Raw genomic sequence first — 23,131 nt, forward strand, 5'->3', positions numbered from 1 at the left:
ACCTCATTGATTTGCAACATGATTTATTAAGGCTTATTGGATTCCACGATTTTGAAAGTATTATCCCTTTCCTAACAATTCCTAGTAGCACAAATCCGCTAAGCTCCATATGATCAAAATATAGTTCCACGAATTTTTTAAACCATTAATTATCAATCAATGATTCGATTCTGCTTGCCAGTCTTACTATTGCTTTGTTGTTTTACACAGGCAATAGCCCAGCGTACCCTTATCAGGGGGAAGGTCACAGACGACAAAAACAATCCGCTTCCAGGCGTAAGCATCCTGGTAAAAGGTGCCAAAAATGGTACGGCCACGTTAGTTGACGGTACTTTCTCGCTCAATGTAAATGATCCGGCCACTACCGTACTTCGGGCTACGATGACAGGATATGAGGCTAAAGAGATGCCACTCAATGGCAGAACTTCCGTTCAGTTTTTGCTGGCACCATCACCAATTAACCTTAATAATGTGGTAATTACAGGTGCGATGGGGCTTACCAAAACTCAGAAAGAAATAGGCTACGCCTCTCAAACTGTAGATGCCAACAATCTTACTGAAGCAAGAGACCTGACCCTTGCAAATGCATTATCAGGAAAAGTTGCAGGTCTCCAGGTTACAAACATGGGGCAACCAGGTAGCTCGGCCCGTGTAGTAATCAGAGGTGAGAACTCAATTACCCAGAACAACCAGCCTCTTTATGTAATTGATGGAGTACCTATCAATAACGATATGGGTGATGGAAATGAAAATAAGCTGGACTATGGAATGGGTCTTTCAGATATTAATCCTGATGATATCGAAACCCTTACCATCTTACAAGGACCTAATGCTGCCGCATTATATGGTTCCCGTGCTGCCAACGGTGCAGTATTGATTACTACCAAAAAAGGTAAAATTGGTGATGGAAGCCTGGGGCTTTCCCTTAACCAGAACATGCAGGTAAATAGTATTGCAGAATTTCCGGCTTATCAGAATGTATATGGTGAAGGAGGAAACGGACAACTGGTTGGAAATGGAAACAATATCATAAAAGGAACCGGTGCTGTTAGAATGGGTCAGAATAGTAGCACCTGGGGTATGCCCATGCTCGGACAACCATATAACGACTTCAATGGCAAACCTTTAGCAGGCGGATATTCTCCTAAACCTAATAATATTACCGACTTATATAAGAACAGTGTTACAAATTCATCCAACGTGGCTATCAGCAGAGCTGATGCTTTATCATCCTTCCGTTTGTCTTACGGCTATACGAATAGTAATGATGTGCTGAAAAATGCCAACCTTATTCAAAAGCATAACTTGCAGATGAATGCCAGCCGTAAAGTAGTGGATTGGCTGAACATAGAAACCCGTGTAATGTATACCGCCCAGAATACCCGTAACCGTATGGTGCGGAACCTGGATCAGAACAGCCCTATGGCCGCTTATGTTTACCTGCCAAGAAGTTTCGATCTGAATGCTATGACTCCCTGGGCCGATGCCAATGGAAATTCAACAACATTAGGATCATCCAATAGCACCGAGAATCCATATTGGATGCTGTATGAAAATTCGAACCAGGATAAGCGCAACAGAATTATTGGCGGTATAGCCGCAACTATCAACTTCACCAACAAACTCAGTTTCAAAACACAGGCATCTACCGATATCCTTTCTTTTAATGCCTATAATTATCTTGAGCTTGGTGGCTTGAAAACTCCCAGAGGAGCCTATAATACCAATACCCAAACCAATCAAATGTGGGATTATCAGGGTATGTTGTCCTACAATGATAAATTTGGAAAAGACTTCTCCCTTCGTGCAAATGTGGGTGCTGAATATGTGTTGAACAATAATCAGACAAAATATACTTCTACTGATGCCTTGCTAACTCACGACATGCCAAGCATCCAGAATACTACTTCTCCTCCTATATCAAGAGAATCTCTTTTAAAATCAAATGTGCAATCGATTTTAGGAGACTTAACTCTCGGATACAGAGAGCTTTTGTACTTGTCGGCAACCGGCAGAAACGATTGGTCTTCTACCTTGCCGGTAAGTAATTCCAGTTTCTTCTACCCATCTGTCAGTGGTAGTTTTGTATTCTCAAACCTCCTGCCTGAATCAAGTATTCTGAACTTCGGAAAGTTGAGAGCTTCGTATGCTCAGGTAGGTAATGCTGCGCCTCCATTGATGTTATACACTATGTATGTTGGTGGATTGTATATGGGTAATCCATATTTGAGCTATGCACAGCAGCCAAACAGCTCAAACTTTAAATTGCTGAACCCGAATCTGAAACCAGAAAAAACCGTTTCAAGAGAAGTTGGGTTAGAGCTTTCATTCTTTAAAAGTCGTATTCAGTTAACAACCAACATCTATAAGTCAAATACCTTCAATCAGATCATCGAAGCAAATCTGCCTACCGAAACAGGTTATACTACCAGGATGATGAATGCTGGTGAAATGCAGAATAAGGGTATTGAAGTTTCATTGAATGGAACTCCGTATCAGGACAAAAACTGGAAATGGACCTTAAGAGCTAACTGGTCATTAAACCGTAACAAAGTAATTTCAATTACGCCGGGTTTGGATAAGGTAAGATTAGGAGGAGCATTGGAAACAGTTGTTTATGCAATGAAAGACAGACCATATGGAGAGATCGTAGGTTGGGGCCCAACCAAAATCGGGGATACTGTGCTGGTGAATTCAAGTAATGGCCGTACGATTGTCGATAGAAATGTATACCTGGGTAACTTCCACCCGGATTGGCTGGGATCAATCGGTTCCGGAGTCAGGTATAAAAACTTTGACCTTTCATTCCTCGTAACAGTTAAATGGGGTGGTAAATTATATTCAGGTTCTTATGCCCGTGCAAACTTTGCAGGATCAACAGTTTCAAGTTTGTATGGCAGAGATGAATGGTTAATGAGTGCTATAGTTTTAGGTGAAAATGATCAGGAAAGAATGGGGCAGGGGCTTGCCAACTCTAAAGGTAATACGCAATATGCCGATCCGGACAGAGCAAAAGGTGCTGCTTATCCTAATGCTTATTACGGCCTTACAGACAAAGATGGGAAAATGTATCCGGGTGCTAAAAGCACCATTTGGATGAACCCAACGACCTTCCAATCAGATATGGTTACCAATAATACACCGGCTGTAACTTTTGATGCATCCAGCATTAAACTCTCCGAGTTGATCTTTGGTTATTCATTACCTACTAATCTGATAAAATCTACACCAATTAAATCGGCTCGTTTGGCCGCTGTAGGTCGTAATCTCTGGACTATCTTCAAGAATACACCAAGAGGTATAGACCCAGAATCTTCTATGTCTACCGGTAATGCTCAAGGGCTGGAACTAGGTGGTTCCTTTCCATTCTCAACTTATGGCTTTGACCTGAAACTTACCTTTTAATCGACAATCATGAAAAGACTATTTATATATTTTTCGATCCTGATGCTAAGCTGGGGATGTACCAGAGACTTTGCCGGGATGAATATCGATAACTCGCAGTTTAGTCGCTCTACCCCTGAAGCCTCGATACTCGCGGCTTCACGAACACTGGTTATGCAACTGGGGAATATGAATACTACCAGATTCTGGGATTTAAGTCACCTTGCGATAGCAGGATCCAGATATGATGTAACAGATAATGGGTTCTGGGGAAATGTTTATCAGGGTGTTCTGGGAAACCTGAACCAGGTAGAACTTAATTATAGCAGTGATTCCGCATTCCGTAACAGAGTACAGATTGCACGAATCCTGAAGGCATATACCTATTCCATACTTACCGGAATTTACGGCCCGGTACCTCGTACTCAGGCCAACAATTTGGATTATCTAAGCAATGTATTATTCGATAATGAAGACTCAGTTTACGTATACGCATTGAGCACCTTAAAGGACGCTGTTTCTAAAATGAATGCCAGCGGAGATAAACTGACATATGATGTGATCTACAATGGAGACATTTCAAGATGGATAAAACTGGCTAATTCCTGGAGGTTGAAAATTGCGTTGAACATAATAGAAAATCAAAAGCTGAAATCGCTGGCAGAAGAACATATCAGGGATGTGATGAGCAACGAAAGTTTGTTGATCGGCAGTGAGTCGGAAACCGCGAAAATGCCATTTGAAACAGTTTCAGGGAATGAGAACCCATACTATCAGAAGTACATCAAAAATAATAATACCTGGCCTTACAACCAGGCTTCCACTTCAGCAGGACCAAAAATGAGTGAGTTCTTCAGTACTTACTTCCGCTCTTACTCAGATCCCAGAATGAAGGCTTATTATGATACAGTTCCTTTAGCGTATCGTGTATTTGTTACCGACACATTGCCAAGTATTGCGGATGATTCATTGAGAATTGTACAGTTTCCTATCGATTATTTAGGAATGCCTTTAGCCAATACTAAATTAACGGGTTGGAATGCTTTCCTGAATGCTGCACAGGGAGTAGATTTAGGGGGAAGTGACCAGAAATCCTATTCCAATGTAAATATTGCTATTCTGCAAGCTACCAGGCCTTTTGTTCTTATGTCGTATGCTGAAGTACTGTTTTTAAAAGCAGAAGCAGCAGAGCGGGGATTAGGAGGCGGATCTGCCGAAACCTATTACAACCAGGGTATTGCTGCTAATTTCTCTGTTTGGGGAATTACAACAGGAACCTTGAATTCATTTATGCAGGTAGATGGTATTAAATGGGGTACAGAAGGAAATGCATACTGGAATTATTTACATCTTGTAAATACAAAAATACGCACTGGAAATCTCAACAAAATATATGCACAAAGATGGCTGAACTACTTCCCTGACGGAGGTTTTGATTGCTGGTGCCTGCAACGCAGAACTCAGATATGGCAGTTGCCACCGCATACTAATCCGGGTGGATATTCTTCCTATTCTTCAACACCAACCTATGCCGATATTCCAGGCAGGGGATCCTATCCAACAACAGTAACAACTTTAAATCCGGAAGGCTATAATAGCGGTTTGAAATTATTAAATGCAGTAGGAGGAAATGATTTCGACATCTATACAAAACTGCATTTTGCAATTGATGATAACAGAGCGGCAAAAGATTGGAATAACAGGTCGGATGTTGCTTATGACAACACCTATCTGCGAGCTACATTTCCTTTTAATACCTGGGAAACTTATTTACAGGAATGCGTGAAACAAAAAATTCCACTCAGGATTTCTCAGACTTATAAACCGTAATCAATGAAACGTCTCAAAATATTATTTGCAATTTCTGCAATCAGTGCATTTGTATTTTCCTGTAAGAAGGATTTAACAGGTCCTTCAGCGGAGGATAATTTTCTGAACTATAAAATTGAGGAAATACCAGTAACGGCCGACTATACAGTAGGTTGCTTCTATTACACTTTTGGTGGCTTTAATACACAGGTTAAAGATAATCCGGTGTTGGGTAAATACAACTATAGCAACGGAAATCCACCGGCCGGAATAATGGCCAAACAAATTGCGTTTGCTGCTCAGGCAGGTATCGATTATTTTGTTTTCAGCATTCGTTCAGCCAACAAAGACAATGGAAACTATCGCTCCGATTCTGCAACAGTAAGAAACTTCCTGGATAACAATGCAGAAGGAAAAATGAAGTTTGCACTTCAATATAATCTGAATACCGGTCAGTTCGGCTTAAGCGCTACCAATCCAATAGAGAAGAGCGCAGCGAACCTGGATGCCTTTTGCAACGACTTTGTGAGAATGGCACCTTACCTCAAGGATGCCAATATCATGAAGGTAGATGGTAAGCCTATGTTGTTTATTCAGAATGCAATGAACCTGAACTCCGACAGCAGTAAGAAAGTATATGATACCTTACGTTCAAGGCTGAAGGCACAGGGAGTAGACGCCTACATTGTAGGTATGCAGGATAGATGGACACCACCAGCCAGATATGATATTCGATTCAGAGGAGGTACGGTTAATGCGCTATATCATAGTTCATACAGTACACAGATCAGCAACTGGGACAGATTTTATCTGTTACCACAGATGATGGATCAGGCATGGATTTACTCAGCACAATATTTTAAGGATAACTTCCAGGCGGCTTATATCCCGAATGTTTCTCCGGGATATGATCCAACCATTTCGAATGCCAGCACTACCAACCCAACCTATGCGAGGGCAGATAGTGGCGCATTGTATCAGACATTGTGTAATGTGGCTAAGAAGAATGTAAATCCGCAATTGAGAATGGTGTTAATTGATTCGTGGAATAACTGGGGAGAAGGTAGTCAGCTGGAACCTTCTTCATTTTATGGGGATTTATTTCTGAAGTTAACCAGAAAGCAATTTAAGAAGCAGTAACAGCTGTATTAGTCAAAAGGTGAGGAGCCTGGAAGTCGCCCGACTTCCGGGCTTCCTGTTTTTATGCATTGTGGTATCAGTAGAGTTATTAAAATTTGTATAGAAGATTATCTTTGTTTTATGAATTTTATTGGAAATATTATCTGGCTGATCTTTGGAGGTTTCATTTCATTTATACAATATATGCTTGCCGGCTTTGTATTGTGCCTGACAATCATAGGGATTCCCTTTGGCCTTCAATGTTTTAAAATAGCGTTTTTTATCCTGTTACCGTTTGGCCGGGAAATCAGGCATATGCCATCCAGTGTGGGGTGCTTATCTACCATTTTGAATATTATCTGGGCAATAAGTGCGGGTTTGGGGATAGCACTGACACATTTTTTCTTCGGATTGTTATTAACGCTCACCATAATAGGGATTCCGTTCGCGCGTCAGCATTTTAAACTGATGTCACTTGCCTTCACTCCATTTGGGAAAGAAGTTCATTAGGCTTGAGCTACAGCTGATTTGCGGCAGAGGATGTTTCCCTTGGCATGACTATTGGGTCGGGTAGTCCATACCAAAACTGTGGATTATATGAAAAAGTTATTAATCGCTGCAGCGGCAGTAGGAGCGGCTGCTTCTCTTGCCATGTATTTTCGTAAAACCCGTCAAGGTCGCCGTTTGCTGGAACAGGGAGCAGATGCAGCCCAGGAAGCTCAGGATGCTATACGCAAGTATGTTCGCAAATCAAAAAAAGATGGAAAACATATCTATAGCAATTCGATGGGTTGATATTAACAAAGCTATTGTATGAGCCATCTGTATGATATAAACAGATGGCTTTTTTATTGAAATTTTTCATTTTTTTCCAGCTTCTCTAATATTGCTGCTAATCGTTTTGCCCTGGTTTCAGGTTTCACTGCGCTATGTAAACGAAAATAGATGACATACTGGTTCTGTTTATTCAACGTTTCGTAAAATGCTTTAGCCTTCTTGTTTTTCTTTAAGGCATTCAGGAAATCTTCCGGTATTTCGGCATTCTTTCCGGAAGCATAAGCTTTTTCCCAACGGCCATCGGCTTTAGCTGCCTCCACTTCTTTAATGCCGGCAGGCTTCATTTTACCGGCTGCGGTGAGTCGATCTATATGCTTCGTATTCATCTGCGACCAGATGCTTTTAGTTCGCCTGGGAGTAAACCTTTGCAGAAAAGATTCTGTGTCGTAGGATTTTTTTATGCCATCAATCCAGCCATAACAGAGGGCTTCGTCGAGTGCTTCAGGATAATAAATAGTTTCTACCCCAGAATCTTTTTTATAAATTCTTAGCCAGACACCATCTGATTTAGCATGATTTTTGGCTAGCCATTTATCCCATTCGGCAGCAGTAGTAAAGGATACGATAGGTTGTTCCATATCTATAAAAGTAACTATTTTTATTACGTGTATGTACGTTGGGTAATAATTTTTTAAAGAAATATTTGGAATATTTAATTTAATTCCTACCTTTGCGCTCCCTTTAACAAGGAAAGATTCCGTAGCTCAGTTGGTAGAGCAATACACTTTTAATGTATGGGTCTTGGGTTCGAGTCCCAACGGGATCACAGAAGACTTACAAACCTGCGCCTAGCGCGGGTTTTTTGTTTTTAGTCGAGGTTTTAGTCGAGTTCCTATTGTATAACCTCAATTTTCTTCCCGTACTTTATACAGATTAACGCGCTTTTACTAACATACATAATTATCTATTTATGTTCTATTGCAAATACTTAATTAATACTAGTGAAAGTAATGCCATAATTGCTCCATCATATCATATTTATCATCTCGATATGAACTAATGCCGCAAACTATTCCTTCCAGTATTTCTACTATTGGTGTGATAATCTCAACAAAATTCGTGAGGTTAATTACTGTTATATTCTCCAATGAAGGGCCTCCTGATTTATCCACCGGATAACGAAATGCATCTGATTGTCTATCAATTTCGGAAATTGCCTCGATAGCTCTTTCAATTTCGGTAAAACGTTCCTCAGGACTACCTGGCCAGATTTCTATTATAATTATTTTTGCATCCTTCCATAGATGAGACAAAGCATGAGTTTTAGGAAATTTTTTAGGTTTGTCAATTAAGCTACTGCCATATTCAATAATTTCTTTGAGCCGCAATTCTATATAGTGTCTATAAAGAAATATTATCGGAAAAATTAATTTATCTCTATAATTATCCTCTTGAAGAACCTTTAAGGCTAATGCTTCTGCGGCTAACTTGTAACCATAGGCGTAACTTTCCCATGTGTTTTGGGTTGTATAAGAATTATTAATTAAACAGTTTGTGACCCAATTGTCTCCTTTCTCAAATAATTTTTTTCCCATTGGACTTAAATGTTTGTATTGCCTAATACCTTTAAATTCCTACAATGTTTTGTCTAGCTTTTTATGAATCATTGAAATTGTTGTCATCATATCTAAAGCTTCATCTTCCTCGATGACAAATAATGCCTTAGGTAAATGGGCAGTCGGGTTTCTAATATAACCCATAATTCCCCTGATTAAATTTGCAAGTCCTGTATGTGCACTTTTTTCACTATCATTTTGTAATAAATTAATTCTTATTAAGGGGGCACTTACCTTGAAGGCCGTATCAACAAGTTCAACCCCATCTGCGTGTAAATTTGATAATTCACGCAAGCGTTGATTAACACTTTTTACACCTTCTAGGACTGCATGGAAATAATTTTCTACTAGTAACTCTGCATTACAAAATTTGATGATTTCCTTATGTACATTTCTTGCTTCAAGTTTGCTTTTAAAGTGAGATGCTTTATGTTGAGCTTCTGTTAAAGTAGTAGTGGCATTTATACGTGAGTATTTCCCAGTGTTGGTTATTTCATAACCAATAAACGATAACTGTTTATTTAATTCATTAAGTCTAAATTGATATAATTCTGTATTGTTTAAGTATCTTGAAGGATGCATTGCCCGGCATAGAAATACAAGGATTTTTGTTGAATCTTGACAAGTATTCATGTGGTAAACAAAAGCATTATAAAGCCTTTTCCACTTTGTGATACCTGGGTCTGTATCCCAGATATTAGAATCTGCCAATATTTGACCAATTTCGGTTCCTTTTAAGCCTTGATCTGTATCTGCAATGACTTTACAAATACCTTCCAGATGAAATGATTGAATAATCGGTTTCTTATTTCCTATAGACATCTTTTGAAATTAAGATATTGTGAATCTATATTAAGCTACATCACAAATATATATTTTCAAGTGCGCAGCCTAGTTGCGCACTTGCATCCATTATTTAAATTTCTCTCTACTTCCTTTATAGTTTGAAAATAGTCTATTCTCATCATCTTTTAAATGGATATTATTTGAAATGTATTACATAAAATGTATATTCGTGAAATTACGTTGGTGATAGTAAATTCTTATTTTCATAAAACCTTGAAATGGCTCAAATTATTACATATACCAGACCTGAAATATTTATTAATAAAAATCATGAATTTATTCTAAAATCACCCTTATCTCAATTACATTTAATAACTATAATAGACATGGTATATAAGGGAGAGATTGGATATTATGAAGGATAAAACGTGATCGATGACAATGGAGCTAATATACTTTGTTTGTGGGTGGATAATAATTTTTTAATCTATTCAGATCATTACACGGATGACGCGATAGCGTTGGTAGCTGAAAGTATAAAGTGGGATAAAATAGGAGCATGTGATTTTGCTGGACAATCATTTGTTGTCAAACAGGTATTACAAAAAGCCAATCAGAAATATATAATTGTAAAAGAAAGGATTATTTATGAGTGCTCTAAACTAGCGATTACTAAGCCTTTGGTAACAGGATAATGTGAACTTGCCAAGATAGAAGATTTAGACTTGTTAGCTGATATGAGTCGCAATTATCAACTAGAAGAATATGCAGGAGTGATCAATAGAGATGTGAAATACTATAAGGAAATGTTAATTCGTACCATGCAAAATACTTTTGTTTGGAAAGCAAATAATCTCGTTACTACCATCATCCAAATATTGGATTCTGAAGATGTTCCTCACTTAGGATTATTATATACAGTTCCAGATCAGCGTGGAAATGGCTATGCAACTGTACTAACATACGAGGTTACAGAAAGAGTATTGTTAAATAACTTGAAGTGCGGATTAAATACGGATGCAGCCAATGGAACTACAAATCGTATGGTTGGACGCATCGGTTATGAAGAAGTGTATAACTTTATTAATGTAAATAGAGTCGTGGTATAAATTGGTACAGAAAGACCGACGGCAGGTGTGCGATGTAATCCATGCGTACTTTGGTTTTACCTGTACTATATCTTTGTTTCCTTTCTTATGGCTAAATTTTATTAGCTCGCAAATCCCCGCCAGTTGGGCTACTTCCTTAATATTCCTGTTAAATTCGGGATTGGTGACCGCTGGAATCTGGCGGTTAAAGCGGTTATACAGAATATCTGCCGCCGCATCCCTTAACGGTACAACGACCCACTGGTCGCTTTTTTCCTGTTTCTTATAAAGTGTGCCAAGTCTTATATCTTCCGGCTGAATGGTTGAAAAGTCAGAGAACCTAAGCCCGGTAAGACTTCCAAGAACAAATAAATCCCTGTATTTAGTAAGATGTGGGTGTTCGGAAAGGTCTATAGCGTATATGCGGCTTATTTCCTGCCATGTCAGATATACTGCATCTGCTACTTCATCTGGTATCTTAAAATCAGTCAAATCTATGATAGGTATGATTTTGCGGCGCATCCTATCACGTAGGAATATACGTAGTTGCTTAATGGTTTTCCCTACGGTAGCGGTTTTAAGTCCTTTTATTTACACCTTTTTCCCATCAATAACTTCAGACCTTCGCCGCTGGATATACTCATAGGTAAGAAATTTAATTAGGCTATCATATAGGTTAAAGTCGAAAGAGTCAAATGTGACGGGCTTTTGGTGGTAGTCCTGAAAGGCTGCAATATGGTCTTTCATGTTTTTAAATACCTTCAATATTCCGTCTGAAACGTTGCCAGTCTTGCATTTTATGTAATCGTCTAACTGGAAAAGTATATCCATATTCTGTTAGGATCGTTGGCAATGGCCTGCAATTCCAGCTTTTTTACATCAAAGCCGGCGCAGAAGGTCTGCTTTACAAATTGGCCTACATCTGCAATTTTCTCTTTTGTTGCGTGGGCAATAATATCACCTGCCAGCCGCAAAACCGTTGCCAGTTGTTCGTTTAGGTGTTGGGGTTGCCCGTATGTTTCAGGGAGATCGGGGGAGATTCGGAGAAATTTACGATTCCAGAACTTTGGAGGGATGGCGATTTCTGTGTTTAATAACGTTGATTTGCCAGCTTTTCCGCAATACTGGATAAAAATCAGGCAGGTTCCATCCCTGCGCACTTTGCTCTTTGGACAGATTAATTTGATTGGTAACAGCATAAGCTAAAAAATTTTAGTCGAGTTTTTAGTCGAGTTCGATGCTGTTAACCGTTATAAAGGTAATGAGATAGAAAATTGGTTGTTGTTATAAAATTTTGAAAATCAACTATTTAAAATAAAACTAAATAAGAGGAAGTAAGACTGTTTTCTATGAAGCTAATCCCAACGGGATCACTTCTTGGAACAAGTCAAAAAAAGAAAGACTTGTTCCATTTTTTTTTTCCGTTAATTTGCTGGTATTCTGATACATAAGAGTTATCGCAAAATTAGTTCTTTGAGTTCGATGTCGTGTTTCGTCAAATTCCAAAAATTCAGGGAACATCGAACTTATTATTGTCCTCTTTTCTTCTACCACTCCATTCTCATAACGCCTGTCAATGTTTGCAACCTTCTTCAAAGAGGACTTAAAGCAAAAACACTTTAAGATTTTAATATGTTACATTGCAAAGAGAGCAATGTTAGCCCTTTTGCACAACAAACCATTTACATTTCTACGTGCTTATCAACCGTCAATGTAATTCCGTTCTAAGACTTGACACAAAAGAAAAACGGCACAAACTTTTCGAAGCTTGTACCGTTTTAAAATTATATTGTTTATCGAGGCTGTTGCACTTAGGGATTTTTGGAAGCATTTTTTCTCTAGAGTAAACCCACAACTATAACAGCCCGAAAATAATCAGCGCAGAAGCAATTCATTTGGCCACACGTTCAATAAACCTGATGACTACTGATTATTCATAAAAGAAAAGCCCTCTGTTCCGTGGGGCTTGGCCATTGGGCAGGCCGCTTTCATTGTTTATTGAAATAATAACCTACTTAAGAAATAATTTCTTTGATATTTATTGAGATAAATAAGTATATCTACTATATCTTTTTTATTTGAGAATTTTTCCCACTGGCAGTAATTTTTCCTTCTACGGTTAATACTCCCGGGCTGCCTCCTTGTTCAACTATATATGAAGTTACGTTGTCGCCATAAGTAGAAATGTCTCCTTTAATGGTGATGGTTGTTGCTCCTCCGCCATCTTTTATACTCAACGCATAAGCTGGCAAGTCAAAATATACACCTTTTACCAATGAAGCACCAATAGAACCGTGAGTAGTTACATTTCCATTTACGGTAAGATTACCAATTTTTTTACTTATCTGAATACCAACCGAACCATCTCCAAATGTTTCAATAGATTGAAAGTAAATATTCTCTACCGTACCGTCATATTGATTGTAGCCTCTCGCACCAAGCCCGTAGGTTTGTAAAGGTGCATTTACAGTAAAGTTTTTTACAGTGCCAAAGTTTACAAAACCCACACCACTCGGTCCGTAAGAAATTACAGGAGCGTTGCTTGTCCAGTTGTCTACACTTCCCCAAACGTCTAAAACCATATCATTTACACCATAAGTAATTACTTCGCCATCAGTTATTACTTCAGTGGCGTTTGCTCCGTACAACACAAATACACCAGCTGTGATATAATCTGCTACACCTAAAGGTATTTTGCCATTAGAATATACCGCTTTTGTATGCAGTTTTGAAATTAATGTTTTGCCTCCCTGGTCACCAAAGCCCGAAATAAAAACACCACTCCCCGAAACGGGCGCATTCTTTCTGCCAATGCTTAAATTGTTTACCGCAACCGAAACAAGACTGTCACTGTTGGGATTGATATTGTAAATCGTCAATGCACCTTGCAGTACATTTACACCATATTTCTGTGGTTGCTCTAAATAGTGTCGGGCATCCGCAGAATGAATGTCCACATCATTAATTATTACGCTTGCTTTCTCAACGCCAACCCTCGTGATAACGGAAACCTGGCCTTTTACCAACAGATTTTCAAAGATAAACGTACCAAGATCTTGCTTTACCGTGGTATTAAAAATGGCTTTGTGATGTGAAGGAGCATCAATATTGAGGTTTCTAATTGAATTGTTTACACTTACACCAATTCCATCGGAATGCTGGAAAGAAAGCAAAGGTAATTCACCATTTTCTTGCGGTTTACCGTTTAGGCTTACGCCTTCCGGCAATAAGATGCTGTAATCGCATAAAATGCTTCGGGTAATGCTAATTACCTTTTCTCCCATCTGAATAGCAGAAACAAGGTCGTTGAAGGTATTGACAATCATAATACTTTCCTTTTTAGCATGATAACGAATTTAATAAATATTTCGGAAAACATTTGTTTCGGCATACTGTTGTCAGTTATTTTTCTTGAAAAATCAAACCATTCCAACCGTCTTCTCGTATATTATCCCCAACAGATAAAAAGTATCATCTGGTCTATTATGGAATCATATTCAGAACAGTATCCAAAATTGCTATATAGTAAAATGAAGATATTGACAGAATCGACCTGAGCTTAAAATATTAACCGGCTAAACGAATAGCCTATAAATGAAAACGTTGATTAGTTAGTGACTTACTGGCATGTTGCTACTTTCAATTGTTGAACCTTTTATTATATAATCATCATTAATATTTAATCAGAAAACTATGAAAAAATTATCTGGATTCATTAGTGCCGGTATGTTATTGCTCCTAACATTCAGTAATGTGATTACTGTGAAGGCACATAATAACACACTAGTAAATACTTCGGTATCTATTAAACGGGAATGGATGAAATCTGCTACTGGTACCTGGCCAGGTATGAAGGATGGTAAAACATACTGGTACAAACTTGGTAAGAAAGCAAGCTTATGGTGGAGTACAGACGGAAAGAAGTGGGAAGAGGTTAAAGATGGCATGTGGGCTGATAAAGATGGAAAATGGTTGAAAATTCATGAAGGTAAACTCGTATGGAGCACTGATGGAAAGCAGTGGAGTGAGGTGCCTGAATGGAAATGGGAAGGATCAGATGGCAAGTGGTATAAATTTGATAGTAAGTGGACTCTGTGGGTTAACAAATAACATTTCCTGATAGATATACTTAAAACAGGGAGGCTATCCAATTATATGGTTGCCTCTCTGTATCGTCATTTCTAAGCATAAATATAAATAATTAGATAACCTATTTACAATAGAAAGGTTGTAAATCCGTGATAAGTGGCTCTGATAGAGCCTTTGATATAATCTCAACGGGATCGCAATAAGTCTTAAAACCTGTGCCTGGCGCAGGTTTTTCTTTTTTAGTTGAGTTCCGATTGTATAACTTCAGTTCTTCCCTTACCATTATATTTACAAACAATTTTCCCAAACCCAAGTTCAACAAAAAAGGTTATACGAAAACCAGGGTCAGTGTTATTGAAACAGCTTACCAATACAAAATTCATTATTTTAGAATATGAAAGAAAGATTTATTGCCTGCACTGCTCATTGCAGGATATTATTTTAACCGTTGAGATGATAGATACCTGCAGCCTGGCTCTTTCTGATAAGCATTAATCGTAATAACTACACTCATAGTTTAAGGTTTTATAGGATTTGTTTTTTAAGTTGAGTACTAAAGGGCTGCAGTGTATAACATCATATCTGAAACGAGTAAGGTATAATAATAATTTTTGTATTTTACTGTACTGGATTATAAATGTTATTACTTTTTTGAAGATAAGAATGCGTTAGAATATTTGCATAATTTGTTTAACTAATTCCAAGCTTTGCCTGAAAGCCTTAGCTATCTATTTGGTTTTATCATATATTTAAAGCAAATTGATATCTAATAATGAAACTTATAACATGAATTTCTTTAAATCCTTATTCGGCCGTAAAGGTCAAGCCTATGGAATAATTGAAGAAGAAAGTTCGGATAAAAATATTGAATTTGATGAAGATGTAGTAGCATATTATGCCAGAAAAGCTATCTTATTATTGGAAAGCAATCCAGGATCATTGGAAGATGAAGAAGTTCTGGACCTATTTGCAAATAACGGTATTCCTGAAGATTTATCTCCTTTACTCTTTATTTTCCTTCCAATTACTTTTGTTAGATGTTGGTTACCGAAGGTTGCATGGCTGGAGACTTATTTAGAACGTTGTGATAATGGTAATCTCATGCGCAAACGATATCGGGAAACCCCGGTTTTTCTTGTAATAATGGCAGTGACAAAAGATTATTTTAGTAATAGTCCTACATCAGATGCTGTAATTAAAATCGGAGGTCGAAGTGCGGAGTTCCATGCTATAAACGAACTACTACTAAAAGGCGGAAAGTTAACTGATATACGCCTGACAGAATCGGTAATTGTTTGGTAATGCACGACTAACAGAAGTTAGAAGCGAAAACCATAACCTCCTAAAACCTACTCACCCAATCATTTACCAATTTCCTATAAGTTTCTCCAACAGGCAGGCATGTGCCATCAATCATCTGAATCTGGTTCCCTTCAATTATTTTGATTTTATTCAGAGGAATAATATATGAGCGGTGTATACGAACAAACTGATTTGGAGGAAGTTTTTCCAGGATGTCTTTCATGTTTTCAAGTACCATGATTTTTTCGTCGTTGGTATGAATTCGGATATAGTCTTTTAGTCCTTCGATGTATAAAATTGAATCAGGGGCAATTTTGTAGTGTTTCCTGTCGGCTTTTACAAACAGGAAATTATCTGATTCGCTGTTTTGGAATGTTTGCTGCCAGCGATTATACTTTTCAATACTTTGATAGAAGCGGTTGAAGGTAACTGGCTTTAACAAAAAGTCAATTACATGAAATTGATACGAATCCAATGCATATTCGGGATAGGCTGAAATGATGATAAAGTTATGTTTCTGGTTAAACAACTGCATTAGTTCAATGCCTGTTAGCTGTGGCATCTGTATATCCAGGAAGATAAGATCTATTGCCTCTTTATTCAGTATTTCAATTGCTTTAAATACATCACTATCGGCATAGCGTACATTAAATTGCGGAAATTTTGAGACATAATCTGCAATGAGCTTTACAGCGAATGGTTCGTCGTCTAGTATGATACAGTTAATTTTCTTCTTCATCTTAGTTTTATTAGTAATTCAGCGGTGAACCAGTTTTTTTCATTGGTAAATTGTAATTGGTGGGCATTAGGGTAATGAATTTCCAACCTTTTTTTCAGATTTTCGAGTCCGATTCCACCCAGTTTATCTTTCTTTTGTATACCAATTTCATTTTTGATCCTAAAGTTAACCTGATTATTATCGGCCGTGATTGTAATATCTATTGGGTTTTGGTTTGAAGTTGTTCCATGTTTTAATGCATTTTCTACCAAAGGGGATAATATATATGGAGGAATTTGAATGCTTTTATTTTCAATCTCACTGCTAAAATTAATGTATCCGGTTTCCTGGTGTCGCAATTGTTCCAGTTCTATATATGCGTTGATGTAATTGATTTCATCGGCTAATTGAATCTTTTCTTTTTGTGATTCGTAGGTGGTGAATCGCATCACCTGGCTTAACTTTTCAATGGCGGTCAGGGATTTATCTGATTGAAAATACACCATTGAATAAATATTATTTAATGTATTAAATACAAAGTGTGGATTTATCTGTGCTTTTAGAAACTTAATTTCGATATTCTTATTTTCTTCAAGGATGATTTTATTGTACTCCAAGAGACGAATGAAGTAAATCCCCAGCCAAAGAAATGAACTAAGAATTATCGGCATACTGCTATAATGCATATTATCGAGCATATAATTCAGTAAGGTGGGGTTAATGTAATTTGTTTTGTTAAGCAATATATCTGTCATTCTCTGTTCTGTCAGCCATCTAAAACCAGTAAAAAAAAGGTAAGAAATGAAGATGCCTGCAAGTAGTTTTTTCCACTGAAATGATCTGAATACCTGTTTCATCACAACGAAATAATGAAAATAGAAGGTGCCTGTAAACACGATCATGTAAGTTATGTAAAACAGGTTAGGGATGAATAATTGGGCATGGAATGGATTTTTTACAAAGGTAAAATAGGCTACCAGTACCCAAAATATGAGATGGATAAGTAGTTCGGCCTTTTTCGATAATATCCCTTTATGCAGCATTATATTGTTTTTACAAAGGTATTGATTTTGAAAAAGGTGTAAAAACGGGTTGGTAGATAAACGAACGGGGTTTGTCGATAAAACTAGTTTATAACCCCTGCTGCATTGATTTTTGTGCCACATTAACTCAAAGCACATGAAACGGATTTTTATTTTACTGGCAATAATTTTACACTACTCCTATACACAGGGCCAACAGTTTACCATTAAAGGGAAATTGGTAGGTCGACAAGCCGCCCCCATTGAATTTATGTATGTCAGTTTATTTAAAAGTGATTCTGTGCTGGTTCAGCAGGCAATAACAGATACCTTGGGGCAATTTGCCATGAAAGCCGATAAGAAGGCTTATCGATTAATAGTAAAACAATTTGGAAAAGAATATTTGAATAGAGAGATTTTGGTAGATGGAGATAGAGATTTGGGAGTAATTGAAATTGAAGATGTTACAGCGTTGCAGGGAATTACGATTACCGGCAAGAAGAAAATCTTTGAGCAAAAAGTAGACAGATTGGTTTTTAATATAGAAAATGCTGTTATGCCAACAGGTGGTTCGGCGCTGGATGCACTGAAATCTACCCCAGGTGTCAGAATTCAGAATGATGTTATTTCTATTGTTGGTAAAGGAGAAGTAATGGTAATGATAGACGAACGGTTGCAGAGAATGTCGAAGGAGGACCTGGCCAATTTTATGAAATCTATCCCGGCAGATAATATCAGGAGCATAGAGGTCATTACTACGCCTCCGGCACAATATGAAGCAGAGGGGAATAGTGGATTAATTAATATTAAACTGAAAAAAGCCAGGACTAATTCATGGGATGCCAGCATCGGAGCATCTTATACGCAGAAGACATATGCCGGTGGAAACCTGCAGGGATTGTTCAATTATAACCATAACAGGCTTTCTCTTCAAGCCTCTGTAAGCAAAGGAAAACAAGAACTATTGACAACTGCCGACGAACAGATATTTTATACCAAAGAACGCTGGCAACAGCAAACACGTAACCGGTCGCAAAGGGATATATTGAGCGCTGGCTGGGGGATAGACTATAAACTGACGAATAAATGGACAACCGGATTCAAGTATCTCGGTAGTTATACAGATAGACAATCAACGAATCAGCCATTTACGACCCGATTTAATAGTGAAACTTCAATAATGGATGGTTTTGTGGCATCGGATGTAAAAGCAGCCAGCAAGCCCCAAATGAGCTCTCTAAACTGGTACCATTCTTTTTCTCTGGATACAATGGGGAAGAAGATAACAATAGATATGGATTATTTCGACTACCAAAAGACCGATTTCCGGTTCTTTTCAGGTAATGAACTGGATCAACATAAAGGCATTATACCCGGATCATTCTTTTCTTCCGAAAATAATAACATCAACAAAATTAAAAATTATGCAGCCAAAACTGATGTAACACTCCCGTATAAATGGGCTAACCTTACTGCCGGTGCCAGATTTTCCTATACAATCACCAATAATGATTTGGTGGTCTACGATCATCATACCGGAACCCCGGTTTTGAATACCAATCAATCCAATGTTTTTAATTACAAGGAATATAATGAGGCATTATACTTTTCTGCTGCCAGGAAAATTTCCGACAAATGGGAAACCCAGGCTGGTATGCGTGTAGAAGCTACACAGACAAAAGGGTACTCTGAAAATCTGAATCAAATCAATACAAACAATTATATAAAATTATTCCCTACTGCCTATTTAACTTATGTGCCTGATGAGAATAATTCCTTCTCTCTTAATTATAGCCGCAGGATTCGCCGTCCGGAATTTGACTACCTCAATCCATTTGTTGTTCGCAGCAACCCATATTTTTATGCAGAAGGCAACCCGTTTCTAAAACCTTCGTACATCAATAATATCGAGTTGTCATATGTAAAGAATCAACAATGGGTTAACTCCCTTTATTATTCCCGGGTGACAGATTTTGGCCAGGATCTAGCTATTACAAATGATGTAACCAATATCACCAGGAAAACGCCTTTAAATTATGCAAATACTTATCAGATTGGGATTTCAACGTCTTACAATCTGAATAAATATGCGTGGTGGAATAGCCTGACCGGATTCAATGTAAACTATCAGAATGTTAAGTCGAAAGTGGATTTTGTAAGATCGATTGATGGATATAACGGATATTTATTCAGCAATAATGATTTTACTTTGAATCGCCAGAAATCAGTTTTTCTGGGTGTCAATTATGCTTTGCAATTGGCAGGCCGTTACCAGATCTTTCATATTTCAACATTAAATATTCTGGATGTTTCAGTGAAATGTCTGTTAGCCAATAAGAAACTGACGTTAACAGTTACAGGCGAAGACTTGTTGAATGCGCAACGACCGGTTATAACTTACTTTTCCAATGGAATAAAAAATAGCATCAGGAGCTATGGCGATAGCCGTGGAGTAAGAGTTTCTATTAGCTATAAGTTTGGTAGAAACAGTATCACGTTAAAGCAGCGTGATTTTGGAAATGAAGAGGAGAGGGACAGAGCTAAATAATAATTATATAATGTTAAAAAAATCCGCCTCTACAGAGTAGAGACGGATTTTCTGTTTTTATTTAAACAATCTCCACTCACTTAATTGAAAATCCGGGCTACCGTTGGTAGCAGAAACAAATATGCCGTAATATTTGTAGGCAGTTGAATTACTGATAGTAAACTGCCTGGTTTGATTTCGGGCAGAAAATGTTTGATTAGTTTGGGTATTTAAGGTAGTCCAGGTATTACCATCATTAGATCCTCTCAATTCCCAGTTTTTAGGATCACGGTCGATTGCATCATTACCTGAAGTTAAGGTATATGATTTTACTGTTTGTGCAGTTGAAAACAATAGCTGCAATGAAACGGTTGTTACACTGTTGACAAAGAACTTCGTGCTGTAGTTATTATCAATCAACTTGGAGGAGCCTTCTGTTGAGCTGGCGCCGGAATTATTTTCTTTACTTACTGTTAATGTTCCCTGATTAGTTATATCATTGGAAGGGTATGTAATCCCGGAGAAAGTCGATTTAGCTTGGATTAATTGCGCTGTCCAGTCGTTTCCTTGTTCATCTTTATTCCCGAAGGCATTCAGAGCCAGTTGTTTTAAATCCGCGCCGGCAGCACCGCTCCAGAAATGTACAAACTCCCCAAAATTCATATCCCTGGTATACTGAGGATAGGTGGTTACACCATTATTCCAATTAGATTTTGGAAAATACTGGGCTAATAAGTTAAAGAATTGGTTGAGGGCTACTTTACCGCCATAGTTGGAATAAATTGGATAAAACCAATCTCTGAACCAATAAGTGCCGGCGCGGGGATAGGAGTCTGTTTGTGTGATCTTCATATTGTACCAGCGTGTAACATCACTACTGCGGCCAAGACCTATATAAACATCATACTGATATATTTCCATCCATTTGCTATCATGCCATATACTAAAGGCTGGTGAATTATGGACTCCTTTTGAAGCACCTTCCACTATATGTCCAACTTCATGGGTAGTAAGATCAATATCATTACCAGTGCCACTTATCCAGGCATTGGGATCTGAAGAACCAACATCAATTACATTTCTGTAATCATGACTGGCATCCATATACGTAGAAGGGTGACCACCAGAATACTTGCCACTGTGAAATATGGCATAAAGGCGTGATTCGGTTCCAAAAGCACCATAAGTGTTTTTAGTATAATTCCATACCTGTGCTAAATAGGAATTAGGCCAGGTAATACTGCTGTTTACATCATTATCGAAATAGACAGCTACACTAGTATCAAAAAATACACGATTTAATAACTGCTGATGTTCAAACCAATGTTCTTGCCAGGTAGTAACAGGATCGGCCAGTAGGTTGGCTTTTAAGGTATTTGTTTGGATAGATTGAAGTTTGTTCTCAGAATTTTCTTTAATACATCCTGAGAATAGCCCAAGCATAACTAAGGCAAGGGCGAACACTGAAATTTTCATAGTTCTTTTTTTAATAGTTAAATAAAAAGGAAAAGAGGTTTATAAATGGGTTTTATGTGGTTGAATCTTTTTACTAAATCGTTTTTTCAAAAAACACAAAGGATGCTATTTCTGATTTTGGTTGAATGTTATAAAATCGATTTTTCAAACTGGAATCTATCTCGCCATTTATGAAGGTTAAATCCTTTAGGCTAAAACTTCAATAATGTGGAAGGAGCTACATTTACCGATTTAAAAGATTGCTAATTATGAGGCCAGGTGCACGTACTATCGACTGTTAATGAGGTAATTATTAGTTCAATAATAATTTTAAATACAAATAGGGTTGATAATAATACCTTTCTATACAAGTTTACAGTAAAAAATGGGCTTAAGCAAGTCTTGAATAGTTTTTTTTCATGTTTTATTCAAACTTGCTGAATATCAATTGTTATAGCTAATATAGTATCGTTAGAATATGCAATTGAAAGAATGATGACTAAAATTATGTAATAATTTAATAATAAATTTTGAAAAAATGTTCTAATTGATTATTATTAGAAATATCTCTATTTCCAATAATATTGAACTCTTTATACCCAAATAATTATTTACAGTTAATTCTAATGTTAAAAATATGGTTATCCCTATCATTGAAAAAGATGCAATTGTTTTTTTAGGCCTTCTGGCAATTGGTTATAAAAATTTTGATACCCAATTTATTCACAAAGATGGCAAGCCTACACATTCCAACGGCTTGAATATTTTTGCTGCAATCATAGATAACTGTGATGGAGAGGTCATAGGGCAGAAGCAAAATCACATTCATGCCGAATGCAATCCAATGTTACATGCAGAGCAATTAACACTTAAAGAGGCTATCCAAAGAATTAATATAAAACGCCCAAGAAACTCTGATGAACAATCAGTAGAGAGTTATTATCGCGATATGCTCTTCAATCAGCCAAATAAAACTGAAAAAATACCTATGGGGGCGACGATTTATACAACGCTGGAACCCTGTCCCTTTTGTACATCTGCCTTATTAGTTACACGTATGAGTCGCATCGTATACATAATTCCAGATACAACTTATGGGCAGTCTTTCAGTTTCTTAAAGGATAAATACTATAGTTCATACAATATAACATATGAAAACCTCAAAATACCAACCTATTCAGAAAGCAAATTGATTTCTAATTGTGGAGCAAAACTGAAATGGCTATTAGATTATGTCAATAGTTATACTCAGATCGCAACCCTTTACCTGGATGATCTGAAAGAATTTTTGCAAGAATGTAATGCTCAGTTTTTACAGTTAACAGCAGCGGATTTGCTAACAGAAGGAGAGGACAGGCAAAATAACCTTAATACCCTTTTAGGGTTGCAAGATAGGTTAAAGGAATTATATGCTTAAAGATAAAAGTCCAGAATAATTT

General features: G+C 37.5%; 19 protein-coding genes and 1 tRNA gene. 12 read left to right on the forward strand and 8 right to left on the reverse strand.

Features of this window, described 5'->3' with window-relative positions; genetic code table 11:
* Positions 1 to 159 precede the first annotated feature (159 nt).
* The 5 genes from DVR12_RS14355 (at position 160) to DVR12_RS14375 (ending at position 7,107) form a co-directional block, all read left to right on the forward strand.
* Complete coding sequence (locus DVR12_RS14355; RefSeq protein ID WP_116976438.1) at positions 160 to 3,405, forward strand: SusC/RagA family TonB-linked outer membrane protein; 3,246 nt, start codon at positions 160 to 162, stop codon at positions 3,403 to 3,405.
* Positions 3,406 to 3,414: 9 nt separating this feature from the next.
* On the forward strand, positions 3,415 to 5,214 hold the full coding sequence (locus tag DVR12_RS14360; RefSeq protein ID WP_116976440.1) for a SusD/RagB family nutrient-binding outer membrane lipoprotein: 1,800 nt from the start codon (positions 3,415 to 3,417) through the stop codon (positions 5,212 to 5,214).
* A 3-nt stretch (positions 5,215 to 5,217) separates the two neighbouring features.
* Positions 5,218 to 6,333, forward strand: coding sequence for a glycoside hydrolase family 99-like domain-containing protein (locus tag DVR12_RS14365; RefSeq protein WP_116976442.1), 1,116 nt, complete (start codon positions 5,218 to 5,220; stop codon positions 6,331 to 6,333).
* 120 nt (positions 6,334 to 6,453) lie between these two features.
* Positions 6,454 to 6,822 (forward strand): YccF domain-containing protein, encoded by a 369-nt coding sequence (locus DVR12_RS14370; protein WP_116976443.1) that lies wholly within the window; start codon positions 6,454 to 6,456, stop codon positions 6,820 to 6,822.
* An 87-nt stretch (positions 6,823 to 6,909) separates the two neighbouring features.
* The gene (locus tag DVR12_RS14375; RefSeq protein WP_116976445.1) at positions 6,910 to 7,107 is read left to right on the forward strand and encodes a hypothetical protein; all 198 of its coding nucleotides are present in this window, start codon (positions 6,910 to 6,912) and stop codon (positions 7,105 to 7,107) included.
* 53 nt (positions 7,108 to 7,160) lie between these two features.
* Here the strand turns inward: DVR12_RS14375 and DVR12_RS14380 are convergent, their stop codons facing one another.
* A complete protein-coding gene (locus DVR12_RS14380; protein WP_116976447.1) occupies positions 7,161 to 7,727 on the reverse strand; it encodes a YdeI/OmpD-associated family protein in 567 nt (188 codons plus the stop codon).
* 115 nt (positions 7,728 to 7,842) lie between these two features.
* Here DVR12_RS14380 and DVR12_RS14385 point away from each other — a divergent pair.
* Positions 7,843 to 7,915: transfer RNA gene (locus DVR12_RS14385), tRNA-Lys, on the forward strand.
* A gap of 172 nt (positions 7,916 to 8,087) precedes the next feature.
* Here the strand turns inward: DVR12_RS14385 and DVR12_RS14390 are convergent.
* Together DVR12_RS14390 and DVR12_RS14395 are read right to left on the reverse strand one after the other, a co-directional pair.
* Positions 8,088 to 8,684: a hypothetical protein gene (locus DVR12_RS14390; protein ID WP_116976449.1), complete on the reverse strand. Its 597-nt coding sequence runs from the start codon at positions 8,682 to 8,684 to the stop codon at positions 8,088 to 8,090.
* A 39-nt stretch (positions 8,685 to 8,723) separates the two neighbouring features.
* Positions 8,724 to 9,527 carry a TIGR02391 family protein gene (locus tag DVR12_RS14395; protein ID WP_116976451.1) on the reverse strand — a complete coding sequence of 268 codons (804 nt, stop codon included), beginning with the start codon at positions 9,525 to 9,527 and terminating at the stop codon, positions 8,724 to 8,726.
* Between the two features lie 392 nt (positions 9,528 to 9,919).
* Between DVR12_RS14395 and DVR12_RS14400 the strand changes: the two genes are divergently transcribed.
* Both DVR12_RS14400 and DVR12_RS14405 read left to right on the forward strand, forming a co-directional pair.
* The gene (locus tag DVR12_RS14400; protein WP_116976452.1) at positions 9,920 to 10,186 is read left to right on the forward strand and encodes a hypothetical protein; all 267 of its coding nucleotides are present in this window, start codon (positions 9,920 to 9,922) and stop codon (positions 10,184 to 10,186) included.
* A 42-nt stretch (positions 10,187 to 10,228) separates the two neighbouring features.
* On the forward strand, positions 10,229 to 10,600 hold the full coding sequence (locus tag DVR12_RS14405) for a GNAT family N-acetyltransferase (RefSeq protein WP_116976454.1): 372 nt from the start codon (positions 10,229 to 10,231) through the stop codon (positions 10,598 to 10,600).
* A 788-nt stretch (positions 10,601 to 11,388) separates the two neighbouring features.
* On the opposite strand, the gene DVR12_RS14420 is transcribed toward DVR12_RS14405, so the two are convergent.
* Entirely contained in the window at positions 11,389 to 11,778 is a 390-nt protein-coding gene (locus tag DVR12_RS14420; protein ID WP_116976460.1) for an Arm DNA-binding domain-containing protein, read from the reverse strand.
* An 864-nt stretch (positions 11,779 to 12,642) separates the two neighbouring features.
* A complete protein-coding gene (locus DVR12_RS14430; protein ID WP_116976462.1) occupies positions 12,643 to 13,905 on the reverse strand; it encodes a hypothetical protein in 1,263 nt (420 codons plus the stop codon).
* Positions 13,906 to 14,272: 367 nt separating this feature from the next.
* Here DVR12_RS14430 and DVR12_RS14435 point away from each other — a divergent pair, with 367 nt between their 5' ends.
* Complete coding sequence (locus DVR12_RS14435) at positions 14,273 to 14,689, forward strand: hypothetical protein (RefSeq protein ID WP_116976464.1); 417 nt, start codon at positions 14,273 to 14,275, stop codon at positions 14,687 to 14,689.
* A gap of 765 nt (positions 14,690 to 15,454) precedes the next feature.
* Positions 15,455 to 15,970 carry a hypothetical protein gene (locus tag DVR12_RS14440; protein ID WP_116976465.1) on the forward strand — a complete coding sequence of 172 codons (516 nt, stop codon included), beginning with the start codon at positions 15,455 to 15,457 and terminating at the stop codon, positions 15,968 to 15,970.
* 40 nt (positions 15,971 to 16,010) lie between these two features.
* Here the strand turns inward: DVR12_RS14440 and DVR12_RS14445 are convergent, their stop codons facing one another.
* Together DVR12_RS14445 and DVR12_RS14450 are read right to left on the reverse strand one after the other, a co-directional pair.
* Entirely contained in the window at positions 16,011 to 16,709 is a 699-nt protein-coding gene (locus DVR12_RS14445) for a LytR/AlgR family response regulator transcription factor (protein ID WP_116976467.1), read from the reverse strand.
* On the reverse strand, positions 16,706 to 17,731 hold the full coding sequence (locus DVR12_RS14450; RefSeq protein WP_116976469.1) for a sensor histidine kinase: 1,026 nt from the start codon (positions 17,729 to 17,731) through the stop codon (positions 16,706 to 16,708). Before DVR12_RS14450 ends, DVR12_RS14445 begins: the two co-directional genes overlap by 4 nt.
* Positions 17,732 to 17,867: 136 nt before the next feature.
* Here DVR12_RS14450 and DVR12_RS14455 point away from each other — a divergent pair, with 136 nt between their 5' ends.
* The gene (locus DVR12_RS14455) at positions 17,868 to 20,258 is read left to right on the forward strand and encodes an outer membrane beta-barrel family protein (RefSeq protein ID WP_116976471.1); all 2,391 of its coding nucleotides are present in this window, start codon (positions 17,868 to 17,870) and stop codon (positions 20,256 to 20,258) included.
* A gap of 57 nt (positions 20,259 to 20,315) precedes the next feature.
* Here the strand turns inward: DVR12_RS14455 and DVR12_RS14460 are convergent, their stop codons facing one another.
* Positions 20,316 to 21,713, reverse strand: coding sequence for a discoidin domain-containing protein (locus tag DVR12_RS14460; RefSeq protein ID WP_116976473.1), 1,398 nt, complete (start codon positions 21,711 to 21,713; stop codon positions 20,316 to 20,318).
* Between the two features lie 616 nt (positions 21,714 to 22,329).
* Between DVR12_RS14460 and DVR12_RS14465 the strand changes: the two genes are divergently transcribed.
* Positions 22,330 to 23,109 carry a deaminase gene (locus DVR12_RS14465; protein ID WP_116976475.1) on the forward strand — a complete coding sequence of 260 codons (780 nt, stop codon included), beginning with the start codon at positions 22,330 to 22,332 and terminating at the stop codon, positions 23,107 to 23,109.
* The last annotated feature ends 22 nt before the right edge of the window (positions 23,110 to 23,131 follow it).

Source organism: Chitinophaga silvatica (assembly GCF_003419895.1).
GTDB lineage: Bacteria > Bacteroidota > Bacteroidia > Chitinophagales > Chitinophagaceae > Chitinophaga > Chitinophaga silvatica.